17 protein-coding genes are annotated in these 24,187 nt (G+C 52.7%); 14 read left to right on the top strand and 3 right to left on the bottom strand.

The window, feature by feature from the left end:
- Nucleotides 1-16 precede the first annotated feature (16 nt).
- The 10 genes from Pelsub_RS14445 to Pelsub_RS14400 are packed head-to-tail and all read left to right on the top strand — an operon-like array spanning nucleotide 17 to nucleotide 17,621.
- A complete protein-coding gene (locus tag Pelsub_RS14445; RefSeq protein WP_116225747.1) occupies nucleotides 17-1,549 on the top strand; it encodes an O-antigen ligase family protein in 1,533 nt (510 codons plus the stop codon).
- A complete protein-coding gene (locus Pelsub_RS14440) occupies nucleotides 1,539-3,005 on the top strand; it encodes a lipopolysaccharide biosynthesis protein (protein ID WP_116225746.1) in 1,467 nt (488 codons plus the stop codon). The genes Pelsub_RS14445 and Pelsub_RS14440 overlap by 11 nt, the downstream gene beginning before the upstream one ends.
- Before the next feature lies 1 nt (nucleotide 3,006).
- Nucleotides 3,007-4,122 carry a glycosyltransferase gene (locus tag Pelsub_RS14435; protein WP_116225745.1) on the top strand — a complete coding sequence of 372 codons (1,116 nt, stop codon included), beginning with the start codon at nucleotides 3,007-3,009 and terminating at the stop codon, nucleotides 4,120-4,122.
- Nucleotides 4,115-5,257, top strand: a complete 1,143-nt coding sequence (locus tag Pelsub_RS14430; RefSeq protein WP_158675139.1) for a glycosyltransferase family 4 protein — start codon at nucleotides 4,115-4,117, stop codon at nucleotides 5,255-5,257. Before Pelsub_RS14435 ends, Pelsub_RS14430 begins: the two co-directional genes overlap by 8 nt.
- On the top strand, nucleotides 5,257-6,417 hold the full coding sequence (locus tag Pelsub_RS14425; protein ID WP_116225743.1) for a glycosyltransferase family 2 protein: 1,161 nt from the start codon (nucleotides 5,257-5,259) through the stop codon (nucleotides 6,415-6,417). Before Pelsub_RS14430 ends, Pelsub_RS14425 begins: the two co-directional genes overlap by 1 nt.
- Nucleotides 6,418-6,465: 48 nt before the next feature.
- The gene (locus tag Pelsub_RS14420) at nucleotides 6,466-8,721 is read left to right on the top strand and encodes a cellulose biosynthesis cyclic di-GMP-binding regulatory protein BcsB (protein ID WP_116225742.1); all 2,256 of its coding nucleotides are present in this window, start codon (nucleotides 6,466-6,468) and stop codon (nucleotides 8,719-8,721) included.
- Between the two features lie 8 nt (nucleotides 8,722-8,729).
- Nucleotides 8,730-9,869 (top strand): glycosyltransferase family 4 protein, encoded by a 1,140-nt coding sequence (locus Pelsub_RS14415; RefSeq protein ID WP_116225741.1) that lies wholly within the window; start codon nucleotides 8,730-8,732, stop codon nucleotides 9,867-9,869.
- A complete protein-coding gene (locus tag Pelsub_RS14410; RefSeq protein ID WP_116225740.1) occupies nucleotides 9,859-10,989 on the top strand; it encodes a glycosyltransferase family 4 protein in 1,131 nt (376 codons plus the stop codon). Before Pelsub_RS14415 ends, Pelsub_RS14410 begins: the two co-directional genes overlap by 11 nt.
- The gene (locus Pelsub_RS14405; RefSeq protein ID WP_116225739.1) at nucleotides 10,986-16,799 is read left to right on the top strand and encodes a non-ribosomal peptide synthetase; all 5,814 of its coding nucleotides are present in this window, start codon (nucleotides 10,986-10,988) and stop codon (nucleotides 16,797-16,799) included. The genes Pelsub_RS14410 and Pelsub_RS14405 overlap by 4 nt, the downstream gene beginning before the upstream one ends.
- A gap of 6 nt (nucleotides 16,800-16,805) precedes the next feature.
- Nucleotides 16,806-17,621, top strand: a complete 816-nt coding sequence (locus tag Pelsub_RS14400) for a 4'-phosphopantetheinyl transferase family protein (protein WP_116225738.1) — start codon at nucleotides 16,806-16,808, stop codon at nucleotides 17,619-17,621.
- Here Pelsub_RS14400 and Pelsub_RS14395 read toward each other — a convergent pair.
- On the bottom strand, nucleotides 17,570-18,292 hold the full coding sequence (locus Pelsub_RS14395) for a GNAT family N-acetyltransferase (RefSeq protein WP_158675138.1): 723 nt from the start codon (nucleotides 18,290-18,292) through the stop codon (nucleotides 17,570-17,572). The two genes, Pelsub_RS14400 and Pelsub_RS14395, sit on opposite strands and share 52 nt — an antisense overlap.
- An 85-nt stretch (nucleotides 18,293-18,377) precedes the next feature.
- On the opposite strand from Pelsub_RS14395, the gene Pelsub_RS14390 reads away from it, so the two are divergent.
- Nucleotides 18,378-19,043 (top strand): hypothetical protein, encoded by a 666-nt coding sequence (locus tag Pelsub_RS14390; RefSeq protein ID WP_116225736.1) that lies wholly within the window; start codon nucleotides 18,378-18,380, stop codon nucleotides 19,041-19,043.
- On the opposite strand, the gene Pelsub_RS14385 is transcribed toward Pelsub_RS14390, so the two are convergent.
- On the bottom strand, nucleotides 19,040-20,218 hold the full coding sequence (locus Pelsub_RS14385; RefSeq protein WP_116225735.1) for a putative glycoside hydrolase: 1,179 nt from the start codon (nucleotides 20,216-20,218) through the stop codon (nucleotides 19,040-19,042). The two genes, Pelsub_RS14390 and Pelsub_RS14385, sit on opposite strands and share 4 nt — an antisense overlap.
- Nucleotides 20,219-20,230: 12 nt before the next feature.
- Entirely contained in the window at nucleotides 20,231-21,532 is a 1,302-nt protein-coding gene (locus Pelsub_RS14380) for a tetratricopeptide repeat protein (RefSeq protein WP_126440562.1), read from the bottom strand.
- A 97-nt stretch (nucleotides 21,533-21,629) separates the two neighbouring features.
- Between Pelsub_RS14380 and Pelsub_RS14375 the strand changes: the two genes are divergently transcribed.
- Genes Pelsub_RS14375 through gltA form a run of 3 tightly spaced genes read left to right on the top strand, consistent with a single transcriptional unit; the run spans nucleotide 21,630 to nucleotide 24,152 of the window.
- Nucleotides 21,630-21,833, top strand: a complete 204-nt coding sequence (locus Pelsub_RS14375) for a DUF6485 family protein (protein WP_116225733.1) — start codon at nucleotides 21,630-21,632, stop codon at nucleotides 21,831-21,833.
- 50 nt (nucleotides 21,834-21,883) lie between these two features.
- Nucleotides 21,884-22,738: a sulfide/dihydroorotate dehydrogenase-like FAD/NAD-binding protein gene (locus Pelsub_RS14370; RefSeq protein WP_116225732.1), complete on the top strand. Its 855-nt coding sequence runs from the start codon at nucleotides 21,884-21,886 to the stop codon at nucleotides 22,736-22,738.
- Nucleotides 22,728-24,152 (top strand): NADPH-dependent glutamate synthase, encoded by a 1,425-nt coding sequence (gltA, locus tag Pelsub_RS14365; protein ID WP_116225731.1) that lies wholly within the window; start codon nucleotides 22,728-22,730, stop codon nucleotides 24,150-24,152. Before Pelsub_RS14370 ends, gltA begins: the two co-directional genes overlap by 11 nt.
- Nucleotides 24,153-24,187 lie beyond the last annotated feature (35 nt).

Here is a 24,187-nt window from a genome sequence, read left to right as displayed (position 1 = left end):
TTTTAGGAGAATATAAATGCGCCGAACGGATGGAACCACTTCCTCGTTTGAGTGGGTTTCCCTGGTTATTGGCATTGCGGCAATCGCAGCCGGCATAGTTGGTGCGCTGTTAGCCACCCGTATTCATAGTGCCGGCTTATATCTGTTGATGCTGGTTGGTATTGTGATGCTGGTTGCCACTGTCTGGAGGATTGATTGGGGCTTGTTTGCGCTGGTGGCAATGACCTATGCCAGAATTTCAGATGTGGCCGTGCACTATTATGGCGCACCGTCTGTTGCACAGCCTTTTATTGCTTTCCTGGCTCTGCTGCTGTTTTTGCGCTGGGTACTATTGGGTGAAAAACCGCAGGGCTGGCTTCCGGCTCTGGCTACCATTGCAGCTTATGGAATGGTAATTTTTCTATCGTTGTTCTACGCCGGAGACGCACTACGCGCGCAGGAAGGTCTGTTGGCGTTTATGAAAGACGCCATCATCGCACTAATGCTAGTGTTCCTGATCCAGTCTAAAGAATCATTCCGTATGGCAACCTGGGGTTTCCTGGCGACCGGAATTCTCTTGGGGACCATTGCCATAATACAGTATGTCACCGGAACTTTTTCAAATGATTATTGGGGCCTTGCCGAATCGCAGTTGATGAATATTGTCAGCGGAACAGAAGGTTACCGTATCATGGGTACCTACGGCGACCCCAACTTTTTTGCACAAGTTATGGTGGTGATCATTCCGCTGGCATTAAACCGTTTACGCTATGAAAAGAAGACCATCTTGAAGGTTTTAGCTGCCTGGGCTTTGGCAGCCAGTTTTCTAACCGTTGTGTTTACTTTCTCCAGGGGCGGTTTTCTGGCGTTGTGCGCGGTATTGGGCTTATTGGTCCTTTTGCGCAAACCGCCGTTGATTGCATTATTAAGTGGATTATTAATACTAATCCTCCTAATCCCATTCCTGCCCAGCTCATACTTTGACCGCATCCAAACCATACTGGAATACCTGCCGTTTTCCGGCGCGGATGTGCGCACCGAGGTTTCATTGCGCGGCCGTATGAGTGAATATGAGGTGGCAGCACGTATGTTTTTAGATCATCCAATATTTGGGATTGGGTATGATAATTACGCCAATAATTATTTATCCTATTCGGTGCGCCTGGGTTTGGACCCGCGCAACACCGAGCGCTCAGCTCACAGCCTTTACCTGGAAGTTCTTGCCGAGCAGGGCATCATCGGTTTTCTCATGTTCGTTTTCGTGCTTTATTCAGCATTTAACAGCCTGTCCAAAGCCAATAAAGTATTCAAAAAAGTGTCTTTGGAAGGAGAAGCCGATTTGGCGTTGGCGTTGGAAATTGGTTTTACCGGATATCTGGTATCCGCTTTATTCATTCATGGCGCTTATCCGCGTACGATGTGGTTATTGATTGGCGTCAGCCTGGCCGCGTACCAGATGGCGAAGAGTGAAGAGCTGCTGATTGTGCGCGCCATATTCCGCAACCGGCTGAAATTGAAAGAAACAGCTTCTATTAAGAAAGCTGGTAAAAGCGAGCCTTATGGAAAGTAATCAGCACAGCAGTTTCGCGAAAGTCACCATCCGGGGAACTTTCTGGTCTTACCTGTCCGTTTATACCGGAAAGTTATTGGTATTCGTCAGTACCATCATCCTGGCGCGCCTGTTATCCAAATCGGATTTCGGCGTGGTTGGCTATGCTTTCATCGTGACCAGCTTTCTGGATGCGCTTAACGGGTTGGGTATCGGTCCGGCACTTATTTATCATAAAGATGAACCGGAAACGGCCGATACTGCTTTCTGGCTGGGGCTGGCGGTGGGCATCGGGCTGTTTGTCCTGACCTGGATCGCCGCGCCTTTCATTGGCGATTATTTCAACGATGAACGCGCGGTAGGTGTGGTGCGCATGATGGTGCTGGTTTATCCGATATCAGCATTTGGTAACGTGAATTCGATTTACCTGGCCAAGCGACTCGATTTTCGCAAGAAATTTATACCGGAAGTCAGTTACGCGCTGGTTAAGGGTGTGGTTTCTGTGGTGATGGCTTTTCTGGGCTTTGGTTACTGGTCGCAGGTTTGGGGCCAGGTGATTGCCAACGGGGCTTCAGTGGTGGTTGCCAAAATGGTTAATCCCTGGAAGCCCTCCCTGCATTTTTCGCGCCCCATTGCAAAATCCATGCTGAAATACGGCCTGAACATTGTGGTGCTGGATACGCTGGCAAATTTACTGAATAATGCCGATTACCTGTTCATCGGGCGCTACCTGGGCACTGAAGCTTTGGGTGTTTATACGCTGGGCTTCCGCATACCGGATATGGTATTAACCCAATTTGCCCGCATCGTCTCCGAGGTGATCTTCCCGGTGTATGTAAAAATGCGCAACAACGCAGAGGCACTAAACCGGAATTTTACGCGTTCGCTGCAGTACGTCTCGCTGGTGACGATTCCCCTCGGATTGGGTATTGCATTAACAGCCGAACCCTTTGTAATGGCCTTCTTTACCGATAAATGGGTGGAAGCTATCCCGGTTATCCGCGGGATTGCTATTTACGCGCTGCTGCTTTCACTGTTCCGCAACGCCGGCAGTTTTTATAAAGCCCAGGGAAAGCCGGAAGTGCTAACCTACCTGACGATTGTACGGCTGGCGATTCTGCTGCCGGCATTATGGTTTGCCCTCTCACGCTACCGTTCCATTATCGCGGTAGCCTGGGTGCAGGCGTCTGTAGCGCTCATTTCCGGTGTCCTCAGTCTGGTGGTGGCAGGACGCATGTTTCATATTTCTGTCTGGAATATCCTGGATCAGTTCAGACCGGGAGCGATTAGCGGCATACTGATGGCCGGCGGCGTGGTTGGCCTATTGCGTTTGATCGCGGGCTGGCATCCGCTGCTACAGTTGGTCATGGCAGTGTTGGTTGGCGCTGTCGTTTACATCGGTACCCTATATCTACAGGGCCCCCAGCGCATACGCGATATTTCCGGTATCCTGCGCAATACCATAAAGGGAGGATGATGTGAGGATTGTTCAAATCATTGACTCCCTGAAGGTGGGCGGCGCCCAGACATTGGAAATTGTCTTTGCGCGAGAAATGCTGCGGCGCGGACACTATGTGAAAATAATCTCGCTTTCCTCACCGGAGACCCAATCACCGGTCTACCAGGAATTGCAGCAGATGAATGTTGACTTATGCAATATCCCGCTGCGTTCGCTGGCCGATTTGTGGCATACCCGCCGAATTGAGGCGGAGTTGCGCAGCAGTGAAGCGCAATTAGTGCATACGCAGCTTAATTACGCGAATATCCATGGATCTCTGGCCGCTCATTGGGCCGGTATTCCCAGCGTAGCGTCGCTGCATAACGCATCAGTGCATTTGTATTCTTATAAACCTTACCGCACCCGGCTGGAGACTCGTGCGCTATCGCGGTATGCCCGGCACATTATTGCCTGCGGCCATACCGTGGCGCGCGTGCAGCAGCCGCGTTTCAAGAATAAAAAACTGGATGTCATTCCGAACCCGGTCCCCGATTTACCGAAGATAACCAAAGATCAACAGCAGCGCGCGCGGCGGGAATTCCTGGTTGATGGAAAGGGTTTCCTGTTGATTTCTGTCGGCCGCTTGATCCCGGAAAAGGGATACGCCGATTTGATCGACGCATTTACGCAGGCTTTTCCGAATCTGCCTCAACCGGCCAAATTATTGATTGCCGGTAAAGGCCCGTGGAAAGCGGAATTGCAGGCGCAGATCGACAAGAATGAAATGACGGAATCCATCAAACTCATCGGCGAACGCGACGATGTGCCCGCGCTGTTGGCAGCCGGCGATATCTATATCAGCTCGTCACATTATGAAGGCCAGTCGCTGGCGGTGCTGGAGGCCATGTTCAGCGGGCTGCCGGTGATTGCCACGGACGTGGGCGATAACCGCCAAATCATCTCGGCAGATTGCGGCCTGGTGTTGCCGGCCGCTCAGCCGGGTAAACTGGCGGAGGGTATCACGAGCCTGGCGCAGGATCCTGCTGAGAGAAAACGTTTAGGGCAGAACGCCAGCCGCTGTGTTCAGGAGAAATATTCATCTGCTGTATGGGCGGATAACCTGCTGGCACTGTATGACGAGGTGCTGCATGGCTGATCTGCGCGGGCTGCGAGTGACCATGATTATCCAATCCTATCTACCGCGCCTGGGCGGGGCGGAGAAACAATTGGCAGCCGTCTGCCGACGGTTGCGCCAGCGGGGCTTGGAGCCGAGCATCGTTACCCGCCGATATGCCGGTATGGCTGCTTTCGAAATCATCGACGGCACGCCGGTTTACCGCGTACCCGCGCCGCAGCCTAAACCCCTGGCGGCATTCTGTTATCTCTTCTTCGGTTATTTTAAAATTCGCAGCCTGCGGCCGCAGGTACTGCACGCGCACGAACTGCTATCGCCCAGCGATTTGGGCATTTTGGTAAAACACAGCCTGGGCTGCCCGCTGGTGGTGAAAGTCCTGCGCGGCGGCAAGCTGGGCGATTTGGACAAACTGCACAACAGGCGAACGGGCCGGACGCGCATTGCGCGATTGAATAAGGATGTGGATATCTTCCTGACCATCAGCCATGAAATTAACCAGGAACTGGCCGCCGAGGGCATTGACCCCGCGCGCTGCCGTTTTTTGCCCAACGGCGTGGACACGCAAATCTATAAGCCGGTGCCGGAGCGCGAGAAAAAGGAAATCCGGGCGAGGCTGGGATTGCCGCAGGGATTCATTTGCCTGTACAGCGGGCGCCTGGCGCCTGAAAAAGGGTTATCCACGCTGCTGCAAAGCTGGCATTCTGTTTGCGAACGCCATCCCCAAGCCCGGCTGCTAATTTTGGGCAGCGGTGAGATGGAGGCTGAGCTGCGGCAGGCCGCGGGCGAACAGGTCATTTTCGGCGGGTATGTACCCGACCCATGCTTGTATTATCAAGCCAGCGATTTATTCGTTCTGCCTTCAGAGACGGAGGGGTTATCCAACGCGATGCTGGAGGCCATGGCCTGCGGGCTGCCGGTGGCGGCTACGCGGGTGGGCGCGGCGGTTGAGCTGGTGCAGAATGGGGAAAATGGCCGTCTGATTTCGGTTGGAGACACCGCGGAATTAACCGAAGCGCTGGAATTCTTCCAGTCAAACCCCAAAGAGAGCCTTCGTATGGGGCGCAATGGCATGGAATTGGTGCGGCGCGAATATTCGCTGGATCAGACCGTGGAGCGTTTGACGTCCATTTATGCGGAATTGGCGGGAGGAGGCTGATGATGATTGTGTTTTGGATTAGTCTGATTTTTCTTGTCTACGTCTATCTGGGCTACCCGCTCGTGATTGCGTTTTTCGCGCTCTTCCATTCCCGTGGAAAACTTCCAAACGCTGAACTTCCGAAAATCAGTTTGATCATTGCCGCTTATAACGAAGAAGCTGTATTGCGGAAAAAGTTGGAAAATGCGTTTGAGCTAAATTATCCGCGTGAGAAGATGGAAATCATCGTCGCGGCGGACGGATCCACGGATGATACCTGTGATATCGTCAGGGAATTCGCTCCCCAAGGGGTTAAATTAAGCTACAGCCCGGAACGGCGCGGTAAGCTGGCTGCCATGGCGCACGCAGTGGCAGGTGCTGCGGGCGATGTGCTGGTCTTTTCGGATGCCAACAATTCCTTTTTGCCGTGTTCTTTCCAGTATTTACTCCAGCCTTTTGCCGATGAGCGTGTGGGGGCGGCAACCGGCGCGAAGCATATCCGCAGTGAAGAGGATACGTTATCCGCTTCGGAAGGTTTATATTGGAAGTATGAGTCCTGGATCAAGGAAAACGAGAGCCGTATGAATACCTGTACGGCAGCCGTCGGAGAAATTCTGGCGGTGCGTAAAGCGCTCTTTCCGCATATTCCGAAAGGGGTGATTAATGACGATTTCTTTATCGTGCTGTCAATCATCCGCGCGGGCTACCGTATTGCTTACGTGCCGCAGGCGGAATCCTGGGAGCGGGTTTCGCAAGCCCAACAAGACGAGGTCAAACGCCGCGCGCGCATCACAGCCGGCCGTTTTCAAGCGCTGGCGAATTCCTGGCGCTGGCTGCCCTGGAATAACCCGGTTGCGGTCTGGCAGATCTTCTCGCACAAGTATTTCCGCCTGCTCATTCCTTTTGCCATGATTCTGGCGTTGCTTTCCAACCTGGCATTGGTATTGGCAGCCTGGTTTGGAGCGATTGAAGTCGGTGCCTGGGTGAAGTGGATGCTGGCTGCCCAGGGTGCTTTTTATATCTTGGCCGCGTTGGGCCGCTGGATGGAATTTGGCGGTCCATTAAAGGTTTTATATTTGCCCGCATTTTTGGTAAGCAGTAATTTGGCAACTTTGCGGGGCTTTTTCAAACATATACATCAAAACCAGGAGGTTTCCTGGGAACGTGTTAACAGAAGGTAAAGAGTTAATTTGAAAAATTTAATTAATGAATTGGATGAGAGGTGCCCAATGAAAAAAAGAATTTTATTTGGATGGATGATTATTTTCTCGCTGCTGATTAGCAGCCCGGTCCTGGCGCAGACAGAAGCACAGGAACCTGATCCAACTGCGACACCGTCGGCAGCAACAGCGGCAGACCAGGAGGACATTTACACTTTCCCCATATTGGGTTTTACTGAAACCCGCCTGATTGGCCCGTTTGATTCTGCCGGAATCCAGGTCAGTTTCCCGGAGGAATGGACCTATCCAAACGATGGCCGGCTGCACCTGGAATACACCCTGGCGTTCTTCGGACAGAATTATGTTGCCGGGCAGGGATTGATTGGCGGTGTGCTAGATGTGGAAGTGAACGGAACGGTAGTGGCGTCCTTCTCATTGAGCCAGGATGGAGATTTCAGCAGCGATATTCGCATTCCGCCCAGCGCATTGGTCAGCGACCGCACTGACGGACGTATGCAAATAACCTTTAACCTGGTGAGCGAAGAATCCTGTGTGCGTGATTTCGATGTCAATCTGGTTATAAAGGAAAGCTCTTATATTTATTTACCGCATGGCTCCTCAAGCCCTGAAACGGATCTGACCTTGCTGCCGCGGCCGTTCTACCAGCCCAGTGCGTTATTTGACCGCACGGCGCTGCTGGTGATGCCGCAAGATCCTAGTGCAGCTGAATTACAGGCCGTTATGGATGTTTCGGCCGGTTTTGGCAGTCTGACCGGCGGCAACCTGATCCTGACCACGGTTACGGTGGATAACCTGACCAATACGCAGCGCAACGCCGAAAACTTGATCCTGGTTGGCAAGGCAGCTTCACTAAATTTGATCAACAACCTGGACCTGCCGGTGGCTATCAGCGCTTCCAAGTTCGCGCTCAATGATGAAAACGACGGCATTCTGCAAATGGTTGTGTCGCCGTGGAATAAAGCGCGCGCAATCCTGGTTGTGTCTGGCAATTCGGATGAGGGCGTAATCAAGGCAGGGCAGGCTATTAAATACGGTACTGTCCTGACCACTACGGCCAACGATGTTGCCATGGTAGAATCCTACCGCACGGAAGCCAGCGCGCCGCTGGCGGCTACCGACCGGACTTTTGCGGATTTGGGTTATGAGGACCGCAATATGCGCAGCAGTGGTACCAATTACGCATATTACCAGTTCTACATCCCGCCCGGCCAGACCGTCAGCTCGGATGCCTATCTGAATCTGTTTTTCAGTCACTCAGCCATGTTGAATTTTAACAATTCCGGCATGACCGTGATCTTGAATGGTCGCGTAATCTCCAGTGTGCAATTCAGCGAAACGACCACACAGCTAACTGAGGTTCAGATCAGTCTGCCGCCCTCGGCTTTTATCCAGGGCACCAACGAACTGCAAATCCAGGTTCAGATCATTCCTTATGACAGCTGCACCGACCTGACCAACTTTATCAGTGCCTGGGCCACGGTTTTCAGCGATTCAAGTCTGCATTTACCGTTGGTGACGGATACTGGCGGCGCGGCAGATACGCTTAACCTGAGTGGTTTCCCGGAGAATCTGGCGGTTGGCGATGTGCAGGGGAATATCACTTTTGTTCTGCCGCCAAATACACCGGCTGTATGGCAAACCGCTTCTGCGGTAGCCTTTACCATGGGCAATCAATTGGATAATGCGTTATCGCAGATCAGCGTTCAATTTGTAAATGACCTTGACCTGAAAGAACTGGCGGCCAATAATGTGGTGCTGCTGGGTAAACCCAGCCAACTGCCGGTTATTTATGACTGGAGCGACACGCTTCCGGCACCTTTCAGCGCCGGTTCGGAAGTACCTTATGACCCGGCTTCACGCATTGTCTACCGCGTGGTGGAAGGGTCCACAGTTGGCTACCTGGAGCTGTTCAACTCTCCGTGGGCAAACGGCAAATCCGTACTGTTGGTTTCCGGAAACAGTGAAAACGGCGTAGCCCTGGCAGGCAGCGCGTTGGGCGGCGGCGATTTGCGCGGCAGCCTGGCGGGTAATTTTGCCATCATCTCCAGCGGCCAGATCGTCAGCCTGGATTCACGCTATCCGGTGGACAGCCAATTGCTGGCAGCCGGCGGCGAAACGGCTGTACAGGAACCCGCTGCACAATCCCCGCTGGCTTCCGAAGTCCAAAAAGCCAACCGGGCTTGGATGATACCGGCGATTCTGTTGATCACCATGTTGACCGTGGCGGTCATCCTGATCAAACTGATGCCGGTTTTGAAGAAAGAGAAAAAAGAGAATCAAGAGGAAGATAAGGATTCCAAATAAACAATCATATGGCAGAAGAACAAAAGATTTTACTGGTTTATAAATTCAATCACCCGGATGTGGAGAGTGTACGGGCTGCCTTGGCAGCCCAGTTCCCCAAGCACACCCTGGAGCTGCTGAACATCAAACAGATGGTCAAAAAGCATCCGGGTATCCTTCTGCTGAATATTTTCTATATGTTCAAGGAGTACCCCCTGCGCCATTTACTGGGCTATTGGAAAGTATGGCGCAGGTTTTGGGCCACCACGTACATGCACCGGCAGGTACGGCGCCTGGTTGGGGAGCACGTCACGCATGGGAATTACCTCTTTACCCTGCAGACCCAATCCGATTTCGACGCCAGCACGCCGGATTTGCCGAACTTCATCTACACCGACACGACCAACCTGGCCAATTTATACACGCCCAATTACACGCGCGACAAGCTCTATTCATCCGCCTGGCACGCGCTGGAGAAGGAAACTTACCAGCATGCCTGTGTAACCTTCACGCGCAGCAGCCACATCCAACGATCGCTGCTGGAGCAGTATGGCATCCCTGCGGAGAAAACTGCCGTGGTGTACGCCGGCAGCAATATTCCCATGCGGGATATCGATTTGGACCGCAAGGATTACGGTACCAAGGAAATCCTTTTTGTAGGCGTGGCCTGGGAACGCAAAGGCGGGCCGGATCTGGTGGAGGCGTTTAAGGGCGTGTTGGAAAAACATCCCGACGCGCATTTGACCATTGTGGGCTGCTCGCCCAAGGTGGAGCTGCGAAATGTGCAAATAGTGGGCAAACTGCCGTTGGATGAGGTGGCGCCTTATTATGAGCGCGCCGGCATCTTCTGCCTGCCTACCCGCTTGGAGCCTTTCGGGATTGTCTTTGTGGAGGCCATGGCGTATGGGCTGCCGTTAGTGGCGCCCAATACCGGGGCAGTCCCCGATTTTTTGGAGGACGGCCGCAACGGATTCATGGTTTCACCGGGTGATGTCCCGGCTTTGACAAATGCGTTATCGCGTCTGTTGGACGACCCCGGAAAATGCCGTAAGTTTGGTAAATTTGGTTATCAGCTGGCGAGAGAGCGTTATACCTGGGATAAGGTTGCCGAGAAGATGAAGACGCATATCCAACCTTTCCTGCCGAGGGAGGACACGCGTGCCGGTTAAGAAGATTCTCCATTTCCGCATCTGGGGTGACCCGCCCATCGCGGGTAGTGTGGAAAGGATGCTGCGTGATAGTTACCCTGAGGATGCGCTGGAAGTCATTACCCTGTGGGAACGGGTCAAAGCCGACAAATGCGTTTTACTGAGAAACCTGTGGGCTGTGGCATGGGAGTATGGATTCGATATTTTATCAGGCCGCTTAAAGTTCAAAGCGGCTTTCTTTCGCACGGTATACCTGTTTCGCTATGTACAGGGATTGGCCGCACGAATCGGCGCGCAGTATGAGGACATCCGCTTTACTTTTCAATTGCAGTCCATCTTTGATACACATTTGGCCGGTATTCCCAATTTCATTTATACCGACCACACTCATTTGGCCAACCTGCAATATTCGCCGGCTATCCGGGTGCACCTCTACTCGGCGGAATGGATCGCCTGCGAAAAAAGCATTTATATGCACGCCGACCGTATTTTCACGCGCAGCAGCAATATCTCCAATTCACTGACAGAACAATACGGCGTGCCGGAATCCAGGGTGCGTTGTATTTATGCCGGGGCCAATACACCCCTGCCGTCGTTGGATCCGAAGGGTAAGGATTACCGCGCACGGGCCATCCTGTTCGTGGGTCTGGATTGGCAGCGCAAGGGCGGACCGCAGTTGGTGGATGCTTTCAGGCAGGTATATGAACATTTTCCGGATGCCACACTGACCATCGTTGGCAGCCAGGTGTCCATTGACCATCCGGGTATTACAGTAGTTGGACGCGTATCCGTGGAAGACCTGAATCGCTATTATCAAAACGCTACCATCTTCTGCATGCCCAGCCGAAATGAGCCTTTCGGGGTTGTCTTTGTGGAAGCCATGGCGCACGCGCTGCCGATTGTAGCGGCGCGCATTGGGGCGCTGCCGGATATGGTAACGGATGGCCGCAACGGTTATCTGGTACAGGCAGGTGACGATGATGCGCTGGCGGAAGCCCTTGAAAAACTGCTGGAGAGTGAAGAAAGACGTGCGCAGTTTGGACGGCAGAGTTGGCGGCTGGCGCAGGAGCGCTATAACTGGAACGCGGTGGGAAAAGCATTGCGAAAATACACAGATGATTATTTCAAGGCGGGAATATGAAGGGCAACACACTGACGCATCTCTTTATGGAACAGGCAGCCCTGCACCCAAAACGCTGCGCGCTGGCGCATAATGGCCGGAGGGTGACGTACGCCGAATTGGCAGAAAACGCGGGCAGACTGGCGGCTTATCTTCTGCGGGATGGCGAATTGGCCCCCGAGCAGTTGGTGGGCATTCACGGGTTGCGTACGGTAGAAAGCGTTACGGCCATGTTGGGCATCTTATTAGCCGGCGGCGCTTATGTGCCTTTACCGGCGGACTGGCCGTTGGCGCGCAGCCGCACAGTCATTCGGGAAGCCGGCTTAAGGCTGGTATTGACGGATGGGTTGGCTTTCAAAGCGGATGGCAAAGTCGATGTGCTTTCTGTATCGGAACTTCTCCGCAAAGGGAAGGAAGGCCAGTCCAAGACGGTCGACGTAGAGGAAGCGCAGCTGGCTTATGTCATGTACACTTCCGGTTCCACCGGAATGCCCAAGGGCGTTATGATCGAACAGCGCAATGTGCTGTCCATGCTGCGGGGTTTTGATCAGGTGGCGCCGCGCCCGGAACCCCTGATCGGTTCCGCGCTGGTTTCCATCGGTTTTGACGTCTCTGTCTGGGAGATATTTTCTGTTTTATGCTTCGGCGGCACCCTGCACTTGATCGATCACCCTGAAATGGTGCCTGAATTGGCGGCATATTACAGCGAACAGGGCATCACCAGCGCTTACCTGCCGCCGCTGATTCTGGACGATTTCATCCAAGAAATAGCAGTGCAAAAGCGACCTTCTGCTTTGGAAAGACTGCTGGTAGGGGTGGAACCGATTCCCCAGCAGACTTTGGCGAATTTTCAGGCGGCTGTGCCGCGGCTGCGTATTATCAATGGTTACGGGCCGACGGAAACGACCATCTGCGCTACGTTCTATCCATTTGTAGGCGCGCACGATCCCCAGCGGCGCACTCCCATTGGCAAGGCTGTGGCGGGCAACCAAATTCATTTGGTGGACGACCAATTGCGCGAAGTACATCCGGGAGAGGAAGGCGAGCTGGTCATCTGCGGCGTGGGCGTGGGGCGCGGGTATTATCATGATGCGCGATTAACAGATGAAAAATTTATCCCCAACTACTTTGTAAAAGGGGGCGGTTGTTGTTTCCGCAGCGGGGATTACGCCCGCGAATTGCCGGACGGCAACCTGGAATTCATCGGCCGCCGCGACCAGCAAGTCAAATTGAGCGGATACCGCATCGAACTGGGAGAGATTGAAGCAGCTCTCCTGCGTTTCCCGCAAGTGCAGCGTGCTCTGGCTCTGCTGGTGCAGCCGGAGCAGGGCTGCCGCGCTATTGCGGCATACTATACTACCCGGGACGGCGGCCAACTGGACCAGTTGGAGATTAAAACATTTTTGCGTCGTGAGCTGCCCGCTTATATGCTGCCGCGCACGCTGGTACACCTGAAAGAATTTCCGCTTACCCGTAACGGGAAGATTGACCGCCAACAGTTAATGCAGGCCGCGCTTGAATTGCCTGTTGAAAAAGCCGAACCATCTTCGGATTTTGAACGGGACATCCTGAGAATTTTCCAGGAGGTGATGGAAAATACCTCCTTTGGCATGCAGGCCAATTTCTTCGATTTGGGCGGTAATTCCCTGCAGGCGGCCCGCATCCTGGCGCGTCTGCATGAGCAATTCGGCATTGATCTATCCTTCAGCGAATTTTATGCTTTCAACTCGGTTCAGGAAATGGCCCAGGCACTTGACGGCCGGCAGAATATGGAAGCGGGCAATGAATTGGAAATCCCGGCCTGCGGACAGACCGAGCGGATTCCACTGACTTTTTCACAGGAGCGCACCTGGTTTTTGGTGCAAAGCGAGCCGGACAATCCTTCGACGCATTCGCCTTTTGCCCTGCGGCTGCGAGGTGATCTGGATGTAAATTTGCTGCGTAAAAGCCTGGAATTGCTGATTGCGCGCAATGAAATCCTGCGCACGGTTTTCTATACTGAAAATGGCAACCCTTATCAAAAAGTGTTGGACCATGTGGATGCTCACCTCTACCATGTGGACCTCACCCGGGAGAAAGACCCGCTGGTTGAGGTGCGCACGCGCATCACGGATTCAAACCTGGAGAGCATTGATATCTATTCTGCTCCTCCGTACCGCATGACCCTTTACCAGTTAGGCCGTGAAGATTATGTGCTGGGAATCATTATCCATCACGTCATCATCGATGGCTGGTCGGCGGAATTATTTAAGCGGGAACTGACGGCTATTTATGAGCAGGTATCTAGGGGAGAGCCGGTGGATTTGCCCCAAGCTCCGATCCGCTATGCTGATTTTGCATGTTGGCAGCAGTCCGAAGCATTTGAACGGCGCATTCGGCCGCAGTACCAATACTGGCAGGAGAAACTGAGCGGCCGGGGCGGCGTGGCTGAGCTGCCAGCGGATAAGAAGCGCCCGACAATGAAAACTTCGAATGCCGCCACGCTGTGGTTGACCCTGGAAGGCCGGACGCTGGAAAACCTGCAGGAGTTCAGCCGGGAACAGCAAGCCACGCCCTTTTCTGTGCTGCTCTCCGCTTTCGCTCTGGCGCTGAACCGCCACACGCATCAGAATGTCATGCATATCGGTTCTTTCTTCGCCAACCGGCCGTACACGCAGGTCCAGACAATTATGGGACCCTTCATCAACGGAGTGGTGCTGCAAGCAGACTTGAGCGGAGATGTGGATTTCCTAGAATTGGTGCGGCGGACGAAAACTACCGTCAATGAGGCCCAAGAGCATCAGGAAGTACCCATCGAGAAAGTGATCGAACTCACCAAAGCCGGGCGCGACAGCAGCCAGCGCACCCTTTTTGGAGTGGTGTTCAATTTTGTGAATGTCCCGCGTTCGAGCATGCAACCCAGTAATCTACATGTGGATTACTTCAATTTTGATGTGGGTACGGTTACGTATGATTTAAATGTGGAGTTTAACCGCACGGATACGGGTATCCAATTTGGTTTTGAGTACAACACCGATATCTATCTTAAAGAGACAATTGAACAGCTCATGCATCATTTCCAGCTGGCGCTGGAAACTTGTCTGCAAGATCCCGTTCAAAACGTGGCGCAGTTGGATTTGTTGACGCCTTCCGAAAAAGAGCAGCTGGAACGCTGGAATGGCGCGCGCGTGCCCTATCCGCAGGATATCCCGATCCACCGGCTGATCGAAGATCAAGTAAAAAGAACTCCGCAGGCGTTGGCGCTGTGCATGGAAGAAACGACTTATACCTATGACGAATTGAACCGCCGCGCGAATCAATTGGCAAGGGTCTTGTTAAGCCAGGGATTGCAACGGGAAGATTTGGTGGGTATTAGTCTGCCGAAATCACCGGACATGCTGGTGGCAATGCTGGCGGTGCTTAAAGCTGGCGGTGCTTACCTGCCGCTTGACCCGGATTACCCTTCGGAGCATCTCGAATATATTCTCGCGGATGCCAAGCCGGTCCTGATGATCACGGATTTGCAGGCCCAGCGCTTACCTTTCGATGCGAAACACATCTTCCATTTAAAGGATTGGCAGGAACGGATTTCGGCTGAAGCAGATGACAATCCGGATATCCCCGTAGAGGCTGATAACCTGGCTTATTGTATCTATACATCAGGCTCCTCCGGCAAACCGAAAGGTGTGCTGGTCGAACACCGTCCGCTGGTTAACTTTGTCCTGTCTACCCAACGTTATTACGGCGTAAACTCAAAAGACCACGTGCTGCAATTCGCATCTCTTAATTTTGACACTTCGGAAGAGGAGATCTACCCGGCGCTTTCCAGCGGAGCTGCCCTGGTGATGCGCACCCCGGATATGCTCGATTCCCTGCCGCATTTCCTGCAGCGCTGCCGGGAATGGGAAATTACCATGCTGGATTTACCAACCGCTTTTTGGCATGAATTGGTCCTTTATTTGGATAAATCCGCTGAACCCTTCCCGCCCGACATCCGGCTGGTCATCATCGGCGGGGAGCGGGTTTCGCCTTCACACCTGACTACCTGGCATAACCTGGGTTTGGATAATGTCCATTTGGATAATACTTATGGGTTGACCGAGACGACCTGCGTGGCAACCCGCATGCGATTGACCCCACAGGAAAGGAACCAGTACAGCCAAAGGGAAGTCACCATCGGCAAGGCCGTTGACAATGTCAACCTGTATGTCCTGGACGAAGCACGCCGGCGGGTGCCGCCCGGCGTGGCAGGCGAGTTGTACATTGGCGGGGACTGTCTGGCAAGGGAATACCTGAATTTGACGGAATTGACAGCCGAACGTTTTCTACCGGACCCCTTTGTTCAGGACGCGCCTGCTCGCATGTATAAATCCGGCGATCTGGTGCTGTGGCGTCCGGACGGTTCGTTGGAATACCTGGGACGCAGCGACGAACAAATCAAGATCCGCGGTTTTCGTGTGGAGCCGGGAGAAATTGAGGCGGCGCTGCTGCAATATGCCGGTATATCTGACGCAGTGGTGTTGAAGCGTGCGGATCCTTCCGGGACCGAACAATTATTGGCGTATCTGGTGATGGACCAGGGCGCAGCTTTGGATGAAAAAGCGCTGCGCGCGTTTTTGTCGACGCGCCTGCCTAAATATATGCTGCCGGCTTTTTACACGGTGATGGCGGAGTTCCCGCTCACGCCCAGCCGCAAGATTGACAAGAATGGCCTGCCGGATCCGGATTGGACGCATGGTATCACGGCCGATAAGGTGGAATCTCCCCGGAACATAACGGAAGAAAAAATGCTGGTCATCTGGCAGGAGGCATTGGGCAGGCAGGCTATTGGTGTAACCGACAATTTCTTTGATATTGGCGGGCATTCCCTGCTGGCTGCCCGCATGATGACTGAGATTGAAAGTCAATTCAAAGTACCGATTCCCCTGGTAACGCTGCTGGAGAAACCGACTATCCGTGAATTGGCTGAAACCATCACTTCCGCCGGATGGAAGCCATCCTGGAAATCAGTTGTGGGTCTGAAATCGGGCGGCAGCCAACCCCCGCTGTTCCTGGTTCATGCGGTGGGCGGGGATATTCTCAGCTACCGGCGTTTGGTTGTTTACCTGCAAGACAGCGACCGTCCGATTTACGGGGTGCGTTCGCAGGGATTGGGCGGTGTGGTTGAACCCTTCCGGCGAGTGGAGGATATGGCGGCTTTTTACCTGAAAGAGATCCGTGAAATCCAGCCCAAAGGCCCTTACTATCTCGGCGGGTATTCATTTGGCGGTACGGTGGCTTATGAGATCGCTCAACAGCTGGCTGCGGCGGGCGAAAAAGTCGCGATGTTGGCGATGTTTGACACGGTTGTGGTGGAAAATATGCCGCCAGAATTACAGCCCGGCCGGGCCATGCTCATGCTGGACCAGGTGGAACGTTTCGGGTTTGTCACCCGCAAATGGTTCAATTTAAGCTGGCCTAAAAAGTTGGAGTATTTTACCAAAATCATCAAATTTGTAAAGAACCGCTTTACAGCTTTTATCAAGAGAGAGAAATATATCAATCCACAGCAACGGGAGGATCACGAACGTTGGCTGCGTAAACCGCCGGCTTTCCAAAAGGTGGAATTGGCCAACGCGGAAGCGCTGCGGGCTTATATCGCAAATCCTTATCCCGGCAGGGTGACTCTGTTCAAAGCCCGTCAGCGCGAGTGGAGCGAGATTGTTCATCCCGAACCTTATTGGCGCAAATTAACAAATGGCCAATTGGATGTGTATAACTGTGACGGCAACCACAGCTCCATTCTATTGGAACCTAACGTAGCCAGCCTGGCGGGTGAGCTGCGCGAAGCGCTGGAAAAGGCAGAAAAATAGACGATTGTGGAAAAACATCAAAATTATTTTCTGCCGCAAACATGGTCCCGGCCTGAATCATTGCCAGTATTGGCGCCGGATGAGGTATCCGTCTGGAAATTTTCTCCCCGGAATCTGCTGCCCTTTACGGATCGTTTCGAGAAATACCTTTCGGCCCATGAGATGAAGCGTCTGGAGCGCCTTACCGGCCAGGAAAATCGACAGGAATTTATTATCTGCCGGGGTGTGCTGCACCTGCTTCTCTCCGCATTAAGCGCTGAAGAGCCGGAGCACGTGCATATCCATGAGGATGGTTATGGGAAACCACGGCTGGAAGAGGATGGCCATCAGCACGCGCTGGCATTCAATATTTCTCACACGAACGGGCTGTGCCTGATTGCCTGCGGCCGTGAGATGGAGGTGGGGGTGGATGTGGAATACATCGATCCCCTGCCGGAATTGGCTGCCATGGCAAAAAAATATCTGGCGCCTCAGGAAATAAAAAAATGGGAAGAGCTGGATGCTGCACACCAGACGGAAGCGTTCTACTGCTATTGGAGCGCAAAAGAAGCTTTGCTGAAAGCGCTTGGCAGCGGGCTGCGTATTTCGCCTGCGCAGATTGATACGCTGCAAATACGGGCTGATAAGAAGGTTAGTGGAAAACAGGACGACGGCTTATATTTTGAAACCGGTGAGTGCATTTTGGAAGAACTTCCCCTGGGGACAGCATACACCGGCTGGTTGGCTGTGTTTAAACGGCTGGAAAAAATATCCCTATATGAACTAACAGCTCAATGGCTGCGGGCGTTCATCTTTTCTACAGGCAGGAAAGCGGAGAAGTGAGCAATCGTCTGATAACCGCGCTTTGTATAGAAATTCCAAGCCATGAATGAGGGTACCAATTGAATATTCCGGATATTATTTTGTTCGGCAAATTGATGCATATGGGCCAGTAACGAAGTGGCCACACCCATGTGCCGAAATTTCGGAGATGTGAACATGCCTGCCAGGTATGCCATGTGCGGCGTCTGGTGCACCAGATATCCCCATCCCGCGGCTTGCCCGTCAATTTCTGCATAGAAAGCCGTACAGTCTTCGGCGTTGGCCAGTTTCTCCGGGAAGGGTTTGCATTCTGCAAAGGTTTGGTTGATGAAATTCGCCTGGTCGGGCTGGCTGACTTGTATAACCGGAATGCCGGGTGCATCGAGTTTTGCAGGTAAATTTGCCATCTGCAGAATACTGGGCAGGAAATACTCAAAGCCCAGAGGTTGATAGCGCAGTTTGAACTTCTGCGGATCCATGTTCTTATGGAAAGCTTCTATCCCATAGGAACCGTCACCCTTGAACGGATATGATCGCGCAATCTCGGCGATCTCCTCGGGTGTTTTATCCCAGGCGAAAATGATGGATTGGTAAGGGATCATTTCATATGGGGAGTTGGCAAATTCATCGCCATAATAAAAAACGATCACATCGTTGATTTTCTCGTGGCTGCTATTGTATGCGGCTTCCATTGAGTGGACAAATGTGAGAATATAATGATTAATAAGGAAATCCAGCGAATGTTCCATGATTTCCATTATAGCCGGAGTTAATTTCATGAATATTAATTTTGCGAAACAATTTAAATATTACGGCAAGATAATTTTGATTACCATCCTGGTATTAAATACCATTTTGTTAATCACCTGGGGAATTAGTTCTTTACGGGCGCTCCCGATTGAATACATGTTGGAGGATGCAGCTTCCCTGTTGGGGTATGACCAATTCATCGGTTTCCTGACACCCATTGGTGCGGTGGTTCTGGCTGCCGGTATTGGCGCTGTATTGCTTCTGGCAGTTGTAAAAAAGAAAGACTTAAACCAGGGTGACCATCAGATATTTATGGCATTGGTTTTTCTGGCTGGTGTCAGCCTCTTTCTTTTATTTGATGACCTTTTCCTCATGCATGAACGCGTTTTTACCGGTTGGTTCCAAATTGGGGAACGCAGGATTTTCCTGGCCTACGGGTTGGTATTTGCCACATTGTTTTTCATCAACCGCAAAGGTATTCTCTCCGGCCCAATTGTCTTCTTGGTGATTTCATTCCTCTTGTTCGGGGCATCAATGGCCAGCGACCTTCTCACCGATAAAGTATCTCTCAGCGCTACCATAACCAGCAGTATGAAAATGCTGGAGGAAGCCGCAAAATTGGGGGGCTATCTTTTTTGGACGGTTTTTATCCTGATGAAGGCCAGAAGCTTACTGGTGGAAGAAGAGGATTAGTTTACCTGGATAACGGCACTGTGTTTTCCGGGATCCACGCTGACAGTTCCACGCTCAAAATCTCGCCGCCATAGATCGCCTTCCTGATAACGCGATCCCAGCGGCTGCCCAAGGTTACTTTCGAATTGCGGGTACCACCATAATTCCCGGTATGCCTGGTCGTTGCTGTAGCGAAAATATGCGCGGCCGTTGTTGACCAGCAGAAAGGATGCCAGCCCAAACTGCATACGCTCGACGTCGTTGATGTCTCCCTGAGTGACCAGGATGATGCCCTTACCCTGTGCCTGGGTCTTTTCCGCCAGGTCCAGCTGGTGCTGCCAGTCTTCCTCGGATAGATAGCCGTTTTGCCAATCCGCCGCGAAAGCTTCCAGCATAGCCCCGTCCAGGTTGGTCAAATAATCCAGCCAGGCGCTTTCATTTTCGATGTAAGGAATATTGGCATACAGCAGTTTGCCCGAACCGGCAAAGTAATTACTGCGCAAATAGGCCAGAAAGTCCTTGACAGCGGCTTGATAGCTGTCATCGTTGGGGTAATCGGCCAGCATCAGGTTCATCTTATCGAAACGCCCCAAGCTTCCGTCAACGTTGTCCAGGAAAATACCCGCCCAACCGGCGTCGTTTTGAAAACCGCGCACCTTTTCAAGAAAGTATGCGCGCCAGCCTTCGCTGCCGGGGTCCATCACCACGTATTGAGATTGGTCGTAACGGATTACGTTGCCGTTAATATCGCGCAGGAACCAGTCGGGATGCTGTTCCTGCAGCTGGCAGAAATCTCCTTCAAGGTGCGCGACCTGGTTCTGGTAAGGCTTGGCAGTACAGCTGTCTGGATCCATAACTGCCTCAAAACGCAGGTATTGCAGTACCGGGGCGCTGCTGCCCATGTCCCGCAGGCTTTGGCGTTCACGTTCATCATTGCGGGTCAGGATCAGCATGGAAAAGTTGGCTGCCACGGCGCCCAAATCGTTTGCTTGTTGGGGCGGTTTGTAAAACCAGGCGAATTGCAGCGGAGTAAAAGGCGGCAGCGGTGTGCTGTAAACCCGCTCAGGTGTAGCGGCGTATTCGGGGGTGGAAACACCGCCGCCGAAGTTCAGTATTATCTGGTCGATTTTTTGGCAGGCTGTAATTGCGACGAGTAATAATGAAAATATGAGGGTGAAATAGAGGAACTTCTTCATTAAAAGATTATCTTATTTAGTCAGGTAGAAGTATAAGAAAACCAGAAGCGGCATCAGAATGGCCGCAATGGAGATCAGGATTAGTTCGATGGTATCCACATTGGCGGGATCTGTTTTGTTATTTTGCTTGTCTACCCCATTAATGGCATAATCCGGCACCATTCGTGAATCCTGGTCTGGTTTATTAACCGCGACCTTACGAGCCATTTTCACGCCGGTCAATTCCCTACCAGCAGTTTGGGCGGGTTGTTGTTCCGCCTGGCTTGGCGTGGATTCTGCTTCCGCGGGTGGCAGCACTTCAACCGGTTGTTCCAATTGAGGTTCGCTGGGAACAGATACAGGAGAAGGGGCGGGAGCTGCCGCTTGTATTTCTTCGGGCTGTTCCTCGGGAGCTTCGCTCTTTTCAACAGGCTTTTGTGTTTCCACCGGCATTTCAGGCTCTGATTCTGCTTCGGGCACGGGGGGTGTATCCACTGACTGTGGTACCGGTTTATCCGAAGGATTTTCCTCTTGGATTGCTTCGGCAGCGGCCGTTTCCCCGGTTTCTATCTTCTCGAAAATTTCAACAGCTTCAACACTATCTGCGTCCTCAATCGGTTCAATCTCCGCCTCCGGAATTGGCTTCCGAATCATCCTGAATTTCTTTCGTGGTGATTTTGGTTCGGATACATTCTCTGCCGGGGTAGGGGTTTCTTGAGGCAGTTCTTCCGCTTTGGGATTGGTTCGCCGGCGCAGTTTTTTTCGAAAAGCTTTTTTATTAATTGTTGTAGAAGGAGGTTCTACTTCTTCCGCTTCCGCTTCTTCCATCGCTATCGGTTCTGGAATCTCTTCCAGATTTCCTTCGGCGTCCTTTATGGCTTCGTGGGATGCTTCAATACCTTGTTCTTCAGGAGTCTCTTCACCTTCCGTTTGCGGGGTCTCAGTTAATGGAAATTCTTCCTCATTGAGATTCACGATGTCTGCATCGTTGGGAATGGGGATGGGTGCGGTATCATCCAGCGGTCGGATGGGCAAGGCGGCCGGGGGCTGCGATTGCGCTCTTGACCCGGATGCCATTTGACTGTAAACCAGCCGGATGGCTTTGCGCGCTGCCTGGCTGTCCGGATTGACTTTAAGGGCGTTTTCGATATAAGCCATCGCCTGCGGCGGTTCACTGAGGGAAGCCAGGATTAACCAGGCTTGTTCCTCCTGTGCCGGATCGGCTATCGCGAGCAGCGCTAATTCTCTCGCGCGCTCCTCTTTTCCCTGAGAAAAGGCTTGCCGAGCTTGTTGGATAAAAGTTGTGTATTCGGGCTCTTTTTCGGTTTTCATCATGTTTTCAGAAGTTCTATACTACAATCTTACAATAAATTCGATGGACTTACGAGTATAATGCAATTTCAGTGCCAAAATCCTGTTCAGGAGACCTTTCATGGAATGCAAAAAAACCTCAAATCTAACCCACTGCAATTGCAGCTATGAACCCTGTTCACGTAAGGGTGTATGCTGCGAGTGCATCAGCTTTCATCTACGCAGCCGCGAATTACCGGCATGTGTTTTTCCGCCCGATGCGGAAAGCACCTACGACCGTTCTTTTGAACATTTCGCCCGCCTGGTGCAGGCCGGGAAAGTTTAAGAATTTTTAGAAGGGAAAATTATCGTTTATACTTGTGCGAGTTAAAAACTATGTTTGAGATAAAAGACAAAACCAAAATAGCGCCGGATATTTACCGGTTGGAAATCGAAGCTCCTTTGATCGCTAAGAAGTTCAAAGCCGGGCAATTTATTGTCTTGAGGCCGCTGGAGACCAGTGAACGGGTTCCATTGACCATCATGAAAACAGATCCGCAAGCCGGAACTATCACCCTGATTGTAAAAGCAATAGGGCTTTCCACGCGCCAATTGTGTGCCCTGGAAAAAGGGCAGACGGTGGCGGATTTGCTGGGCCCTCTGGGAAAATCCTCGGAAATTGAGAACTACGGCACGGTCGTGATTGTAGGCGGCGGCGTGGGTACGGCGGTGGCCTTTGCGGTTGCGCAGTCCCTCAAGGAAGCCGGCAATCGTATTATTACCATCAGCGGCGCTCGCGATCAGAGCTTTGTCATCCTGGAAGATGATTTGCGCGAAATTTCCGACGAGCTGATTATGGCTACCGATGATGGTTCTTATGGCGTAAAAGGTTTTGTTACAGAACAGTTGAAGGGCTTGTATGCGCGCGGTGAAAAAATTGATCGCGTGATCGCAGCCGGACCGCTGCCCATGATGCGCTTTATCTCCGATATTACCCGTGAACACAACACCCCCACGGTGGTCAGCCTGAATCCTATAATGGTGGACGGTATTGGCATGTGCGGCGGCTGCCGCGCGCTGGTGGGCGGAAAAATTGTATTCGTATGCGTGGATGGGCCGGAGTTTGACGCGCACCAGGTGGATTTTGACAGCCTGATGCGGCGCAACAACGCCTACCGCGGTATTGAGCAAGAGAAGGAACATGCCTGCAAGCTCGAGGCGGAAATTGAGACGGTGCAGCATGACCAATAACCCGCTGCCGCTCAAAGACCGCATGCAGATTCAGCGCCATACCATGCCGGCGCAGGCACCGCAGAAGCGTGTCTCCAATTTCAATGAAGTCAATCAGGGTTTCAGCTCTGAATTAGCCCGAGAAGAAGCCCAGCGCTGCTTGCAATGCAAAGATGCGCCCTGCAGCCAGGGCTGCCCGGTGCACGTGCACATCCCCGATTTTATCGACCAGATCCTGGCCGGCAATATGCTGGGCGCCGCGGATGCTATTTTACAGGATAACCTGCTCCCCGCAGTTTGCGGGCGGGTTTGCCCGCAGGAAAAATTCTGCGAATCCCGCTGCGTGTTGGGAAAAAAAGGCAACCCGGTAGCCATCGGCAGCCTGGAACGTTTTACCGCGGACAGCACCGCGGCCGACCGCGCCGCGCGCCCGCAGGGCGAGAAACCAGCTCCCACCGGCAAGAAGGTAGCCCTGATCGGATCCGGCCCGTCTTCGCTGGCTTGCGCGGGCGACCTGATCCGCTTCGGACACGAGGTGACAGTCTACGAAGCGTTGCATGCTTTCGGCGGCGTGTTGATCTACGGCATCCCGGAATTTCGTCTGCCTAAATCCATCGTTGCGTATGAAGTGGACGTGCTGCGCCGTTTGGGTGTGAAATTTGAGAAAAATGTGGTCATCGGCAAAACTTTGACCATCAATGAATTGTTTGACGAACAAGGTTATGACGCCGTTTTCATCGGCGCGGGCGCTGGTCTGCCTAATTTCCTGGGTATTCCGGGCGAAGAACTGATCGGCATCTATTCCTCCAACGAGCTGCTCACGCGCGTCAACCTGATGAAAGCTTACCAGGATCAGTCTGTAACGCCTATCTTTAATTTCAAGGATAAGGTTGTGGCGGTTTTCGGAGCGGGCAACACCGCGCTGGATTCAGCCCGCACTTCCCTGCGCTTGGGAGCAAAAGAAGTACACATCATCTACCGCCGTTCGGAAGAAGAAATGCCCGCCCGGCACGAAGAAGTGGAACATGCCAAGGAAGAGGGTGTCAAATTCACTTTCCTGGCTGCCCCGCTGGAATTCCTGGATAACGGTGAAGGTTGGCTGAAAGGCGTGCGCTTGCAGCGTATGGAATTGGGCGAACCGGATGCGAGCGGACGGCGCAGGCCGCTGCCGATTGAAGGTTCTGAATTTACGCTTGACCTTGACCTGACTGTAATTGCCATTGGTAATGGTTCCAACCCGCTGCTGCGGGATACGCCTGAATTGCAATTCACGCGCCGCGGTACGCTGGAAGTTAATCCCGAATCGCTGCAGACAGATAAAGCGGGCGTCTTCGCCGGCGGCGATATCGTCACTGGCGGCGCTACCGTCATCTCGGCCATGGGCGCCGGCAGACAGGCTGCGCAGTCCATTAACGACTATCTGTCACAACTTTAATTCAAAAAAAAGGAAAATGCGGCCAAACGGCCGCA

Origin of the sequence: Pelolinea submarina (assembly GCF_003966975.1) — a bacterium.
In the GTDB taxonomy this organism is placed as follows: domain Bacteria; phylum Chloroflexota; class Anaerolineae; order Anaerolineales; family Anaerolineaceae; genus Pelolinea; species Pelolinea submarina.
The sequence above is the reverse complement of the archived record's forward strand: the minus strand, read 5'-3'. Positions and strand labels throughout refer to the sequence as shown.

Excerpts from the sequence above, each read along its gene's own strand:
- Pelsub_RS14385 (WP_116225735.1), bottom strand. The coding sequence starts at position 20,218 with ATGAAGAAGTTCCTCTATTTCACCCTCATATTTTCATTATTACTCGTC.
- Pelsub_RS14415 (WP_116225741.1), top strand. The coding sequence starts at position 8,730 with ATGGCAGAAGAACAAAAGATTTTACTGGTTTATAAATTCAATCACCCG.
- Pelsub_RS14440 (WP_116225746.1), top strand. The coding sequence starts at position 1,539 with ATGGAAAGTAATCAGCACAGCAGTTTCGCGAAAGTCACCATCCGGGGA.
- Pelsub_RS14405 (WP_116225739.1), top strand. The coding sequence starts at position 10,986 with ATGAAGGGCAACACACTGACGCATCTCTTTATGGAACAGGCAGCCCTG.
- Pelsub_RS14380 (WP_126440562.1), bottom strand. The coding sequence starts at position 21,532 with ATGATGAAAACCGAAAAAGAGCCCGAATACACAACTTTTATCCAACAA.
- Pelsub_RS14370 (WP_116225732.1), top strand. The coding sequence starts at position 21,884 with ATGTTTGAGATAAAAGACAAAACCAAAATAGCGCCGGATATTTACCGG.
- Pelsub_RS14395 (WP_158675138.1), bottom strand. The coding sequence starts at position 18,292 with ATGGAAGCCGCATACAATAGCAGCCACGAGAAAATCAACGATGTGATC.
- gltA (WP_116225731.1), top strand. The coding sequence starts at position 22,728 with ATGACCAATAACCCGCTGCCGCTCAAAGACCGCATGCAGATTCAGCGC.
- Pelsub_RS14375 (WP_116225733.1), top strand. The coding sequence starts at position 21,630 with ATGGAATGCAAAAAAACCTCAAATCTAACCCACTGCAATTGCAGCTAT.
- Pelsub_RS14430 (WP_158675139.1), top strand. The coding sequence starts at position 4,115 with ATGGCTGATCTGCGCGGGCTGCGAGTGACCATGATTATCCAATCCTAT.
- Pelsub_RS14390 (WP_116225736.1), top strand. The coding sequence starts at position 18,378 with ATGAATATTAATTTTGCGAAACAATTTAAATATTACGGCAAGATAATT.
- Pelsub_RS14425 (WP_116225743.1), top strand. The coding sequence starts at position 5,257 with ATGATGATTGTGTTTTGGATTAGTCTGATTTTTCTTGTCTACGTCTAT.
- Pelsub_RS14445 (WP_116225747.1), top strand. The coding sequence starts at position 17 with ATGCGCCGAACGGATGGAACCACTTCCTCGTTTGAGTGGGTTTCCCTG.
- Pelsub_RS14420 (WP_116225742.1), top strand. The coding sequence starts at position 6,466 with ATGAAAAAAAGAATTTTATTTGGATGGATGATTATTTTCTCGCTGCTG.